Genomic DNA, 12,533 nt, shown 5'->3' on the forward strand with positions numbered 1-12,533 from the left:
CGATGCCGCGCCTTCGCCGCCGATTGACCGCCCTCGGGGTCGTCCTGATCCTCGCCCTCGGGGCCGACCAGCTCGTCCGCGTGACCCTCCTGTCCACCGGGACCTTCCGCGGTCGGCGGGTGGCCCCCTACGACCCGCCCCTCTTCCACGGCGCCCAGGTCGAAGCCCTCGAACGGGCCAAGGGCCTCTTGGACGGCAGCGTCGAGGATGTCGTTCCGATCGGCTTCGACCGCGACCTGGGCTGGGCGCCGCGCCCGGAGATGTCCCTGGGCATCGACGGCTACGACTGGGCCGGCTGCCGCGACGACGGGGTGCCGACGGCGCGGGAGAAGGACCCTGCGCGCACGCGAGTGGCGGCCTACGGCTGCTCCTTCACCCACGGCGACGGTGTCGGCGGGGCCGATGCCTGGCCAGCGGCGCTCGAGGCCCTGGAGCCGAGGTTCGAGATGCTGAACCTCGGGGTCGGCGGCTACGGACTAGACCAGGCCTGCCTGCGCCAGCTCGCCACGGCCGCTGACCTGGCGCCGGACGAGGTCTGGCTGGGGCTGCTGCCGGCGGCCTGTCTCCGGGTGACGACGCGCTTCCGGCCGATCGTGCGCCACTGGAGCTCGGCCCTGGCCTTCAAGCCGCGCTTCGTGCTCGCGGGTGACGGGACCCTGCGCACCCTGCCCAACCCGGCCCGGTCGCTCGAAGACGTCGTGGCCCTGTGCGAGGACCAGGAGCTGTTCCTGGAGCGCACCGAGGAGGGCGACCGTTGGATTGCGCGGGCGAGGCCGGCCTGGCTTCCGGCGGGGTCGCACCCGCTGCACTGGACAGCGGCGGGACGCTTGATCCTGACGGCCTGGGAGAACGTCGGTCGAGCCCACGAGCGGCACCTGGGACCGCGCGGCGCGGAGGCGCACCGCCTGTTGGACGCCATCGTGATGCTCTCCAAGAACGACGCCGAGGGCCGCGGAGCGCGCTTTCGGTTCTTGATCCTCCCGGGCCCCACCGACCTCGAATACTTGGACCTCCACAGCGAGGGCTATTGGTCGACCCTGGTCGAGGACCTGCGGGCCCGGAACGTGGAGGTCCTGGACCTGACCGACGCCCTGCTGGCGGCGCGGGCGAGCGGGATCAACCTGTTCCTCGCCGACGGGCACTACACCGTGGCCGGCAACCGGGTGGTGGCCAAGGCACTGGCCGAAGCAACCGGCCCCTGACGGGCAGAAGCTCCAGGAGGAGCGTCGGGCCCGGCCGCAATGCCGGTAGCCTGTTGGCGCGCTGCGCCCAATGCCCCTGTTCCGACGCAAGTTCACCCCCGCCGGCGCGTCGCCCGGTGTGATCGCCGACCGCGACGTCGACACCGACCCGTCGACCTTCGCCGTCGCCATCTACAACGAACAGTCGCTGGTCGACCGCGAGTTCGGCAGCTGGGATCCCGGCGCACTGTCGGATCGGGCCGGACGGGTGGCCTGGGTCGACGTGCGCGGCCTGCGCGACGTGGACGCGATCCACTCGATCGGGGAGCAGCTCGGCATGCACCCCCTCGCCGTCTCGGACGTGATCAACGTCGGCCAGCGGCCCAAGGTCGACCCCTACGAGGGCTCCCTGTTCATCGTCGTGCGCTCGATTGCGACCGACGACGAGGGCGAGCTGGCCTGGGAGCAGGTCGGCATCGCCCTCAACAAGGACACGGTCGCCACCTTCCAGGAAGCGCCGGTGGACTGCCTCCAGCCGGTGCGCGATCGACTGCGGGCCGGCCGCCAGAAGTTGCGCGCGAGTGGCAGCGACTACTTGGCTTGCATGGTGATCGACACGGTCGTCGACAACTACTTCCCGGTCCTGGCCAAGTACGGCGAGCGCCTGGAGGAGATGGAGGACCGGGTCCTGGGCGGAGACGACGGGACCGAGGTCTCCGAGCTCTACGAGCTGCGCCGCGACCTGACGTCGATGCACCATTCGATCTGGCCCCTGCGGGACGCCCTGAGCCAGTTGATTCGCGACCCCGACAGCCCGATCAGCGACGAGACGCGGCCCTACCTGCGGGACACCGCCGACCACGCCCATCAGGTGCTGGAAGTTCTGGACAGCTTCCGCGACCACGCCAAGGGCCTGGTCGAACTGCACCTCGCCATCGTCGGCCAACGCACCAACGAGGTCATGCGCACCTTGACCATCGTCGCGACGATCTTCATCCCCCTGACCTTCCTGTCGGGGGTCTACGGGATGAACTTCGACCGCAGCTCGGCCCTGAACCAGCCCGAGCTCGGGTGGCGCTACGGCTACGTGGCCTTCTGGATCGTGTCGGCCGCGCTGACCGCGATCCTGCTCGCCATCTTCTTCCGCATCGGCTGGCTCGGTAGTGCGCGCGAGCCCGGCAAGCCATCCGCTCCACGTTCCTAGAGTCCGCACCGGACCCGTCTCACCGGACCCGTCTCACCGGCCCCCACGTGTACGCCCAAATCGTCCTGATCCTGGCCCTCCTCTTGGGCGCGCCCGCGCCGCAGGAGATCGACCTTTCAACGGCTTCGATCGACGCTCGGCTGGAGCAACTCGCCGAAGTAGAAGGCGCTGACGCCGAGGTCGAGCGGGAAGCGCTGCAGGCAGCGAAGGCATTCCTGGCACGCGCCATCGCGGCGCGGGAGTCCGCCGTGCGCTATCGGCAGGACGTGCAGGAGGCGCCCTCCCGCGCCGCCGCCCTGCGCGAGCGACTGGACGGACCGCCGGCGGTGGTCTCGACCGAGGAGCCGGCCGACCCGAACCTGGGCCAGTCCGAGCAGGCCCTGGCCCAGGCCCAAGCCCAGCTCGCCGCGGCGCGGGAATCCCTGGCCGAGCTCGATCGTCGGGCGAGCGCGAATCAGCAGCGCACGGCGGCCATGCCCGACGAGCTGGCACGGCTACAGCAGCAGATCGCGACTGCGCAGGAGCTCTTGATCGAGCCCCCGGTCAACGACATCGACCGGGCCCGACAGGTTCAAGCGTCGGCCGAGATCGAAGCCCTGAAGGCGGAGGTCAACGCCGTCGAGGCCGAGCGCGAGGCCATCGACCAGTCGCGCGAGCTCGCGCCGTTGCGCCGCGAGGACGCCAACCGCCAGGCCGCCGCGGCCGAGCGCGCCGCCGATTTCTGGCAGGGCAAGGTCGAAGCGCTGCGCCGCGCCGAGGCCGAGGCGGCGGCGAGTGAGGCCCAGAACCAACAGGTCGAGGCCGTCGCCAAGTACGAGGGCCTGGAGGACGTCACCAACCGCAACTCGGAGCTGGCCGACCTGCGCTCGGGCACCAACGGCCTGCCCGTGCGGATCAAGCGGCGGCTCGCGGAGCTCGACCAGACCCGCGCGGACCGTACCGAGGTCGCGCGGCGCTTCAGCTCGGCCAAGCGCAGGATCGACGCCGGGGGTGTCGACCAGGGCATGGGGAGCCGCCTTCAGCGCGACCTGGCCGACCTACCCACTCGGGCCGAGCTGCGTCAATCGCGCCGCGACATCGCCGAGCGCCTGTCGGAGGTCCAGCTGCTGCTGCTCGCCGAAGAGGAGGAGCGAGCAACCTTGGGCGACCCGAGCGTCGCGGCGGCGAACCTGATCCGCGAGCTCGATCCCGCCGAGACGGATGTCGAGCTGCAGACCCTGGTGGCCGACCTGTTCGAGACCCGCCGCAAGCTGCAGGACAGCGTGGTCGACGAGGCCAACCAACTCCTGGCGATCCTCTATGACCTCAAGGTCGCCCAGACCCTGCTCGAGTCGGTGGTCGCCGAATACCGCGTCTTCATCCACGAGAACATCCTCTGGATCCGCAGCACGGACCTGAATCCGCTGCCGGCCCTGCTCGAGGCGCCGGTGCACAGCATCGAGCTGACGGCGCGCCTCGCCGAACTGGTCACGCAAGTGATGACCCCCGGGCACCTGGGCGGGCGCGCGTCGCCGTTCCTACTCCTGTTCTGCCTGGTGCTCATCCTCGCGGCCTTGCGGCGACGCCTGCGTCGACGTTTGGACGAGCTGGCGGAGCGGGTGCGGTCCTATCGCACCGACAGCTTCCAGGCCACCGCCCGAGCCCTGGTCGTGACGACCCTCGCGGCCCTGCCGATCCCGCTCTTGCTGTGGTCCGCCGGCTGGACCTTCAGCGGCTCGGCCGACGAGTTCACCGTGGCCCTGGGCCGTGGCCTGCGCGAGGTCGCCTCGATCCTGATGGCGCTCGAGTTCATCCGCCAGCTGGCCAAGTCGCGCGGCCTGGGGGAAGTCCACTTTCGCTGGTCGAGCGAAGCGATGCGGGAGGTGCGCAGGGAGCTGCGCTGGTTCCGCCCGCTGATCGTGCCGGTGGCCCTCGTCGCCCTGACCCTCTCCTCGCAGACCGCCGACGGCTGGAACGACTCCCTGGGCCGCATCGCCTTCGTAGTCTCGATGGGCATCCTCGCGGGGCTGTTGCACCGCGTGCTCGGGACCCACGGACTGCTGGCCCTGGACGCGGACGCGGAGGTGCGCTCCCTGATCGCCCGCTCGCGGCAGGTCTGGCATCTGGTGGCGGTGGCCCTGCCGTTGGTGCTGATCGTCCTCGCCCTGACCGGCTACTACTACACCGCGACCCAGTTCGAGCTGCGGCTGCGCTACTCCCTGGCGCTCGCCCTCGGGCTTGGACTGATCCAGGTCCTGGCCCTGCGCTGGCTGTTCGTGGCTCGGCGCCGGCTAGCGATCGAGCAGGCCCGCGACCGTGCGCGGGCCCGCGCCGCGGAGTCCTCCGACGACAGTGACGCTGGCACCGAGTCCGGCTCCACCCCAGGGATCGACGAGTCCGCGATCGACATTCCGTCGCTCGACGCCCAGACCCGACAGCTCTTCCGGAGCGGCATCACGCTCAGCGCGCTGGTCGGCGCCTATCTGATCTGGGCCAGCGCCCTACCCGCGTTGCGCGGACTCGATCGCGTCCAACTGCTGCCGCGGCCAGCGATCCTCGACGCCCAGGAGCAGGCCCTCTCCGCGTTGACCGACCCGACCCAGCAGAACCTGGGCGCGGTCGCGCCCGGCGGCGACTCGAAGAGCAGGGGCACCGGCAGCGGTGATGGAAGTGGCTACGGCGGTGGCGGTGGCGGTGGCGGTGGTAACGGCGATGACCCGTCGCAGCTCGACCTGAGCTCGAGCCCCGTGCCGGGAATGGGAGCGCTCTCGGCCCCGTCGGGTTCCGAATCGCAATCCGTGGTCAGCGGAATCCCGACACGTCTGACCCTCGCCGACGTGATGATCGCCCTGCTGTTGGTCGCCTTGACGACCATCGGGGCCCGCAACCTGCCAGGCCTGCTCGAGATCGCCCTGCTCCAGCGACTACCCCTCGATGCGGGAGCGCGCTATGCGATCACGACCATCGTCCAGTACCTGATCGTCGTGGCCGGGATCAGCGCGATCTCCACGGCGTTGGGCATCGGTTGGGAGAAGATCCAGTGGATGGCGGCGGCGCTGACCTTCGGCTTGGCCTTCGGACTGCAGGAAATCTTCGCCAACTTCGTCTCGGGCCTGATCATCTTGATCGAGCGTCCGGTACGGGTCGGGGACATCGTCACCGTGGGCTCGACCGAGGGACGAATCACCAAGCTGCGGATGCGCGCGACGACCATCCAGGACTGGGACCGCCGGGAGTTCCTGGTTCCGAACAAGGAGTTCATCACCGGCAGCGTGATCAACTGGACCCTCACCGATCCGGTCACGCGCGTGGTGGTGCCGGTGGGTATCGCCTACGGTTCCGACGTGGGCAAGGCCCGCACGCTCCTGGTCGAGGCGGCGAAGAGCAACAAGTTCGTGCTCGACGATCCCTTGCCGCGGGCCGTCTTCCGGCGCTTCGGCGACAGCACGCTCGACTTCGAGCTGCGCGTCTTCATGGCCAACCGCGACCTGTGGCCGCAGTTGATCGACTCGCTCCACTCCCAGATCGACGAGTCGTTTCGCAAGGCCAAGATCGAGATCGCCTTCCCCCAACGGGACCTGCACCTGCGGTCGGTCTCGCGCGAGGCGGCGGAAGTGCTGGACGAGGGCCGACGCGACCCAGACTCTGGGAAGAAGGCCGAGCCGGGCGCGAAGCCGTAAACGAAGGACTGAAACGAGCCGCGGCGACCCGCCCCCTCGCAGGGTCGGGTCGCCGCGGTTGTCGAGTCAGGGCGGACGCGCCGCCCCATGCACTCAGACCCCGCCGGGACAGTCGGTGTCGAGGTCCAGGTTGAAGTCGCCGGTCAGCTTGCCCTGGGGGTACTGGGGGCCGGCGCTCGGCTGGGCCAGCACTTCTACGGTCAACCATCCGGAGCCGCCGTACTCCGTGTGCTTGCCGCTCGCTCCGAAACCCACCTGGAAGGCGGGGCCCATTCGAGTCAACTTGACGAGGCCGCCGGCGTTGTCGCCGAGCCCCGTCATCACACCGTCGGTGACCAGGTAGTAGTGCCAGAGGTCAGTGTCGATCGAACCGCCGTTCTGCTGGTAGGCGCCGGAGGGCAGCTCCAGCTTGGGACTGGTCGCCGGCGGGTAGGTCTGGCTACCGGGGTTCACGCGGACCGACAAGGTCACGTCGATGTCCCACTTGCGCGTGGGAATCTGAACGTCCGCCACGACCCCTCGCAGGGTCGCCGTTCCGTCGGCGTGCTCGACGAACTGCCCGCCTTCGACGAAGACCATGTCCTGACCGATCTGCGGGATCGCCAGGGCGTGGTTGCCCGCCGAGTCCGGGCAGGCCGCGCAGTCGCGATCGATGTCGAAGTTGAAGTCGCCCTTGCTGTCGGGTTCGAGCTTCTTGCCCGTGGTCGGCTTGGACAGGACCTTGATGTCCAGCCAGCCCGATGCGCCGTACTGGATGTTCTTCCCGCTGGCTCCGTACCCGACCTGGAAGGCGGGGCCCATGCGGTCGACTTGAATCACGCCACCTTCGAGGTCACCGCGACCGGTCAGGATTCCCGTCGTGTTGGAGTAGTAGTGCCAGCCGGCAGGATTGACTGGCCCGCCCTGGGAGTCGTAGGCCAGGGGGTCGAGCTCGAGCTTGGGGCTGTTCAGGGGCGGGTAGAGCACATCGCCCGGCGACACCCGTCCGGTCAGAAGCAGATCGACCTCGAAGCGCAGCTCCGGCTTGGCCTTGCTGGCGACTTCACCGGTCACGATCGCAGTGCCGTCGGCGCGCTCGAAGAAGTCACCGCCGGCCACGAAGACGAAGTCCTTGGCCACGCCGGGCAGCCACAAGGCGTGGTCGTAGGTGCTCTGGCCGAAGTTGTCCGCCTCGGCTCCGTCGACACAGACGCCGCAGTCGCCGCCGGCGAAGGACAGCACCTCGACGTTGCTCGGGGGACGGAAGGCACCCTGGCCCGGGTCGATCGTCACGGCCTGGAGCAGGCAGGGAACCTCGAGCAGTGGGCTGTTGCAGTCGATCGAGCAAGTGAGCTGGACCAGACCGGTCTGGGGCAGCGCGCCGGCCGGCAGGATTGCCAAGCCAGCGTCCAGGGCCAGCCCGAGTGTGCCGAGCCCCGGGATGAAGGGGTTGCCCGCAGTCGAGTTGACCAGCAGGAAGGCGAGGTCTCCGGGCGTGCCCGAGAGGTCCAGGACGAGGGCGTCCCCCGGCTCGTAGAGGGCCTTGCTGAGGGAGAGGGTCGGCGCGGGACCGATCTGCGCGGTCGCCGAGCCCGCCAGGGCGCAGGCTGCCAGCGCGGTTGCGTGCAAGCTCGAGTGTTTCATGGTCATGGTGCGAGTGGACGGCCGAGCGTCGGTCGTTCTGAGGCCTGATCGGAGTTGGGGCTGCGCTCGGGTGCTGCCCCGAGGCGCAGGCTCACCCAAGTAGTTACCCCGCTCTCGGAGCCCACGACGGGTTGCAACCCCGGTCCTCGTTGCGTGGGCATGGACGCCGCGCACCTCGACTGCGAACATCTTTCCCAGCCCCCTACCGAGACCCACTCCCATGACGCCCCAAGAGCCTCGAGCCGACGCCACCCGATCCACCGCCGAGAAGAAGCGCGGCTACCTGCACGGCTTCACCGAGCGCGAGCAGGACCGCCTCTACCACCAGGCTCGATTCATGGAGCAGCGAATCTACGGCCGGCTCCCCCTGCACCGCTCGCGGCGCCTACTCGAGGTGGGCTGTGGAGTGGGAGCCCAGTCCGAGATCCTGCTTCGACGCTTCCCTGACATGCACGTCACGGGCGTGGATGCCTCCGAGAGCAACCTCGCGCGCGCACGGCGCCGGCTGGCCGAACTCCCCGGGGCAGAGGGGCGGTGGGAGCTCTCGCTGCAGGACGCCTCGAGCCTGAGTCAAGAGACCGGGAGCTTCGACGCGGCATTCCTGTGTTGGGTGCTCGAACATGTCCCCAACCCCGCGCAGATCCTCTCCGAAGTGCGCCGGGTTCTGCGGCCCGGGTCGGTTGTCGTCGCGACCGAGGTCCAGAACATGTCGTTCTTCATCGATCCCTACAGCCCGTGCACGATGAACTACTGGCTGGCCTTCAACGACTACCAGCTCGAGCTCGGCGGGGATCCGTTCGTCGGGGCGAAGCTGGGGAACCTGATGCTGGCGGTGGGCTACCGCGAGATTCGGACAAGGGTGCGGACGATCCATCTCGACAATAGATCACCGGGGGAGCGGGCAGACTTCCTTCGATTCTGGAGTGATCTCCTGCTGTCGGGGTCGGCGGGGTTGTTGGAGGCGGGGAAGGTCTCGGAGGAGGTTGTGGAAGGGATGAAGGGGGAGTTGAAGTCGGTGGCGCATGATCCGAATGCGGTGTTTTTCTTCTCGTTCGTTCAGGCCGAAGCCCAGGCCTACCAATGATGCTGACCCCGTCAGGTGTGCCTATCTGACCGATCCTCGCAGGCGCGCCTGACTTGCCCCGGGCCTACTTCAGCAAACGATCATGGGAGGCCGGCGAGCTCCTCGAACCGCCCGTGAAATCCCAGCAGTTGCTCTATCGTGAAGGCTGCCCGAGCCAGCCCTGATGCCATCGCGGCCGTCGATCGTCGAGAGCCGACAACCCTCTCCCTGCACCAATTCCTCCAGGCGATCCAGATCCAAAGATGAAGCCTGAGTCGTCCTCGGTGCTTCGAATGGGCCCACGACCTGCGAACGAGCCGCGATGCTCCATCTCGGAGCATCGCTAGGGTGAGGTTCGCTGGAAACAGTGGGTTCCTCGTGTTCCTCGGGGACGTGGAACGAACCTTGATGTGCTGAACAAGCTGCTGCCCGAAAGCGCGATGGATTGCTCCTGGATAGGTGGATTTGAAGTCGGAGATCGCGGTAACTGCGGCCTTCGGCCCGAGCCAGAGCGCGGTTCGGCGGAGCGCGGCCCGCACCGTTCGCCGTGATCCGCAGCGGCGTTCCCGGCCCACCTTCGATCCGGATACAGATTGCTTCGAAGGGTCTCGTTCTCCCCTTCGAGAGCGTGCGCTCGGTCGAGGAGCCAGTGCGCCGACTTCACTCTCGTAGATGAAGAGGGATTTCGCGTCAGCAACTACGGCGACTGTGACCGGCTGCTCGAGACGATCGATCTCGAAGGTCTCGAGTTCGTCGAAGGCGATCCTCACTTCGAGCTGCCGCTCGGATGTCGACGCAGCTCGGACCAGCAGCGATCGCTGGAGCGCCCTGCAGTGTTCGCCGAGCAATCGCTGGTGGCGAGCCACTGTGTCGAGCTTGGCCCCGGTGATCCGGGCGCACTGCCGCATTGTGACCTTCGAGATGAAGAGCTCGAAGTGCTGCAGCAGACGGAGCGGCCTCTTGAGCCGGTAGTCCACACGGAATGTCTGCGCGGAGAAGCCCTTGCCGCACACCTTGCACCGGAAGCGCGGGATCCGCCTACCATCGCACGCCCGCGGATAGGACCCCTTGGAGACGAACTCGAACGGAGAAGTACCCGTCTGCGACTCACACTCCTGCGACGGGCAACTTCGGGGAATGAAGTGTTCGAGGGAGCGCCGCCTCCTCTCGGAGGATCCACGGCATTGGGAGGATTCCATGCCGCCAGGACCCCGCCAGGGTGCGCTTGGTTACACCCCGATTGCCGAACTAGGCACAGCGGACGGGGTCAGCATCCCTAGGGGTCTCCGAGGGACCAAGACTCCCTCACACCCCCATCCCCCCCCAACTCGACCCGAACCCGATTCGGCCGACAACACACCGGACAGTCCTCGACGAAGTCCTGCGAACTCCCCATCCCCGGCTCGACCGGTATGACGATCTCCTCACCGCAGGCCCAACAAACGTAGCTCGCCTCGTCCGTCAGCCCACCGCCACCATCCGACTCGGCGTCGTCCTCTCGCCCATCCTCGTCGTCGCCGCCCCAGTCCCCACCAGCCTCCACTCCCTGCGTCAACTCGTCGTCGTCCATCGCCAACACTCTAAGCGCTGCCACCCTGATCTGTCCGTTCCCGCAGGGCCGCGTGGAGCAGCCGGCCCAGGCCATCCGATCGAAGGCTCGGGTCCACCTCGAGCCGCTCGAGATCCTCGGTCTCCAAGTGCTCTTCGGGGTCAAGCCGCGACCCATCGGCTCGGGTCAGCGAGAGCGAGAGGCGCTCGCGCTGGGCATCCAGGGCCAACACACGCACGACGACTTGATCGCCCTCTCGCGCCGCGTGGCCACTGGGCATGCCCGGGGCCAGGCCGAGTTCACTCTGATGAACGAGCCCCACCACTCCCGTCACGACGCGCACGAACAGCCCGAAGCCGACGACATCGACGACTTCGCCTCGCAGGAGCTCGCCGTGCCGCACTCGCCTCGCGAGTCCGGCCCAGGGACTCGGGAAGCGCTGCTTCAAGCCCAAGGCGACCCGCCGGCCGCCGTCGCGAATGGAGAGCACGAGTAGCTCGATCGACTCACCCACGCTCAGGTGCTCCGCGGGGTCGAGGACTCGTTCGTAGGCGATGTTGCTGCGGTGAAGCAGTCCCCGGACGCCCTGCCCGAGGTCGACGAAGGCACCGAAGGGAACCAGTTCGGCCACCCTCCCTCGGACCGTCTGTCCGGGCCGGAGCCGTGCCCCAGCGGCGGCCCGCGCCTCGGCCAAGCGGGCCAGGTAGCGCTTGTGACTCAGAGTGACCCGCTGCCGGGCGGTGTCCACATCGACCACTTCACAGGGCAGCGCCCGCCCGAGCAGAGTCTCCGGCTTGTCCCGCCGCCCAAGTCCGCTGGCGGAAAAGGGCAGGAACCCATGCAGCTTCCCGACTCGGGCATCGAAGCCACCGCGGGTAGCCGAGAGCAGCCTGGCTTCCACCAGATCGCCGATCTGTGCCCGTTCCCAGGATGCGAGCGGCAGGCTCGCGGAGGGGCTCAGGATCCAAAGGCCCTCCTCGCGACCGTGAAGGGTGACGTCGACCGTCTCTCCCACACTGGGCGGCTGGTCGAAGTCCTCGACCCTCAACACGCCCTGCATGCGTGGACCGAGCTCGACGAACAGGTCGCTGCGATCACGCCCGACAATGGTCCCTCGCCACACCCCCAGGGTATGTGCCCCGTGCTCGGGGGTCGGAACGGCGACCTCGGTCGAGGGGCGCTGAGCGACGCGCTGGGGCTTGGACCTGCGGCGGGCCATCGTGTTGTATCCGCGCCGGACCGACCCCCGCGCTCCCCGAGGCTAGGCCACTTGCGCGGGGATTTCACCCCCGGCGATCCCATCGATGGGTCCGCGGCAGCCATGCCCCCCCCGCCAGTCCGTGCACCCAGCGCTCGGACCGGCGCTCGCGCCTAGCCACCACCCGGGCCAGAACAGCGGCCAAGAACTCCCCTCACCACCGCCCCCATCACCGGCGCCGGCAGGGCCCGAGTCCGCGAACTCACCCTACTCGTCCTTACGCGCGATCTGGGCCCGCTGCCACGCGCCGATCCAACGCGAGACCCTGTCCTGAAGTGCCGGAAACTCGGGCGTCTTCTCCCCTTCGAACGCGCACCCGACCAGAAAGCGACGCGCCTGGGGCGAGACATGCACCACCCGCGAGATGAACCGCAGCGGCTTGGAGCCTCCCTGGAAGCTCAGGGCGGCTCGCACCTCGGCGCCAGGCAGGAGTCTCGCGCGATCCGATTGGCTCACCCCCACGCCGAAGCCGTCGACGGCCAGGTTGGCCAGGCTGGTCTCCAGGCTCGAGCCTCCACCCACCAGGCGCACCGTCACCTGACCTTGGGCGCAGGGGATCCGCAGGGTTCCGCGGCGGTTGAAGTAGCGCCACCAGGGAGTCGCCAATCGCGTGGCGAAGGTCTCGGGCTGAATGAAGCGAGTGCCCAGTAGAACTCCCTCGGGGTTCGGCGCACGCCGCACCACTTCGACGGCCATGAGCTGGCTGTCACCCTCCCTCGAGCGCGTGAAACGCACGTGGGTGTGGGCCCCATCCGGAAAGCGCGCCGCTACCTGCGCCGACACGAGCAGCGCGCACCCGCCAAAGCTCGTGTCGAGCACCTCGGCAGGATCCTCCTGCGCGGCGTCCACCTCTGGAATCAGCACCGCCTGAAGCTCCCCAGGGAAGCTGAATCCGGACCGGTAGTGCCGCCGTCTGTTGCCGAAGCCAAAGAGTCCCAAGCGGCGGGGATTCTGGCATCCCGGCGCTTCGGTCCCACCATCCTGTCCCGTTCAGGA

9 protein-coding genes are annotated in these 12,533 nt (G+C 68.5%); 4 read left to right on the forward strand and 5 right to left on the reverse strand.

The features are described from left to right. Positions 1 to 2 precede the first annotated feature (2 nt). The 3 genes from Pla133_RS14015 to Pla133_RS14025 all read left to right on the forward strand — a co-directional run bounded on the left by Pla133_RS14015 (position 3) and on the right by Pla133_RS14025 (position 6,044). A complete protein-coding gene (locus tag Pla133_RS14015; protein ID WP_145066259.1) occupies positions 3 to 1,202 on the forward strand; it encodes an SGNH/GDSL hydrolase family protein in 1,200 nt (399 codons plus the stop codon). Between the two features lie 70 nt (positions 1,203 to 1,272). Continuing rightward, the gene (gene corA / locus Pla133_RS14020) at positions 1,273 to 2,385 is read left to right on the forward strand and encodes a magnesium/cobalt transporter CorA (RefSeq protein WP_145066261.1); all 1,113 of its coding nucleotides are present in this window, start codon (positions 1,273 to 1,275) and stop codon (positions 2,383 to 2,385) included. A gap of 47 nt (positions 2,386 to 2,432) precedes the next feature. Beyond that, entirely contained in the window at positions 2,433 to 6,044 is a 3,612-nt protein-coding gene (locus Pla133_RS14025; RefSeq protein ID WP_145066264.1) for a mechanosensitive ion channel domain-containing protein, read from the forward strand. Positions 6,045 to 6,137: 93 nt separating this feature from the next. Here Pla133_RS14025 and Pla133_RS14030 read toward each other — a convergent pair whose 3' ends face one another. Then, positions 6,138 to 7,667 (reverse strand): hypothetical protein, encoded by a 1,530-nt coding sequence (locus tag Pla133_RS14030; protein ID WP_145066266.1) that lies wholly within the window; start codon positions 7,665 to 7,667, stop codon positions 6,138 to 6,140. Positions 7,668 to 7,887: 220 nt separating this feature from the next. Here Pla133_RS14030 and Pla133_RS14035 point away from each other — a divergent pair, with 220 nt between their 5' ends. Further along, the gene (locus Pla133_RS14035; RefSeq protein WP_145066268.1) at positions 7,888 to 8,751 is read left to right on the forward strand and encodes a class I SAM-dependent methyltransferase; all 864 of its coding nucleotides are present in this window, start codon (positions 7,888 to 7,890) and stop codon (positions 8,749 to 8,751) included. An 80-nt stretch (positions 8,752 to 8,831) separates the two neighbouring features. Here Pla133_RS14035 and Pla133_RS14040 read toward each other — a convergent pair whose 3' ends face one another. From Pla133_RS14040 to Pla133_RS14055, 4 genes are all read right to left on the reverse strand, one after another. Next, positions 8,832 to 9,707 carry a hypothetical protein gene (locus tag Pla133_RS14040; protein WP_145066270.1) on the reverse strand — a complete coding sequence of 292 codons (876 nt, stop codon included), beginning with the start codon at positions 9,705 to 9,707 and terminating at the stop codon, positions 8,832 to 8,834. A 299-nt stretch (positions 9,708 to 10,006) separates the two neighbouring features. Beyond that, positions 10,007 to 10,300, reverse strand: a complete 294-nt coding sequence (locus Pla133_RS14045; RefSeq protein ID WP_145066272.1) for a zinc ribbon domain-containing protein — start codon at positions 10,298 to 10,300, stop codon at positions 10,007 to 10,009. 10 nt (positions 10,301 to 10,310) lie between these two features. Then, on the reverse strand, positions 10,311 to 11,498 hold the full coding sequence (locus Pla133_RS14050; protein WP_145066274.1) for a S1 RNA-binding domain-containing protein: 1,188 nt from the start codon (positions 11,496 to 11,498) through the stop codon (positions 10,311 to 10,313). 246 nt (positions 11,499 to 11,744) lie between these two features. Further along, positions 11,745 to 12,476 carry a PilZ domain-containing protein gene (locus Pla133_RS14055; protein ID WP_145066276.1) on the reverse strand — a complete coding sequence of 244 codons (732 nt, stop codon included), beginning with the start codon at positions 12,474 to 12,476 and terminating at the stop codon, positions 11,745 to 11,747. Positions 12,477 to 12,533: the final 57 nt, after the last annotated feature.

Source organism: Engelhardtia mirabilis, from assembly GCF_007748095.1.
Classification (GTDB): Bacteria; Planctomycetota; UBA1135; order UBA1135.

Bases quoted from the DNA above. Each gene is read 5' to 3' on its own strand.
- Pla133_RS14030 (WP_145066266.1), bottom strand. From the start codon at position 7,667: ATGAAACACTCGAGCTTGCACGCAACCGCGCTGGCAGCCTGCGCCCTG.
- Pla133_RS14035 (WP_145066268.1), top strand. From the start codon at position 7,888: ATGACGCCCCAAGAGCCTCGAGCCGACGCCACCCGATCCACCGCCGAG.
- corA (WP_145066261.1), top strand. From the start codon at position 1,273: ATGCCCCTGTTCCGACGCAAGTTCACCCCCGCCGGCGCGTCGCCCGGT.
- Pla133_RS14015 (WP_145066259.1), top strand. From the start codon at position 3: ATGCCGCGCCTTCGCCGCCGATTGACCGCCCTCGGGGTCGTCCTGATC.
- Pla133_RS14050 (WP_145066274.1), bottom strand. From the start codon at position 11,498: ATGGCCCGCCGCAGGTCCAAGCCCCAGCGCGTCGCTCAGCGCCCCTCG.
- Pla133_RS14045 (WP_145066272.1), bottom strand. From the start codon at position 10,300: ATGGACGACGACGAGTTGACGCAGGGAGTGGAGGCTGGTGGGGACTGG.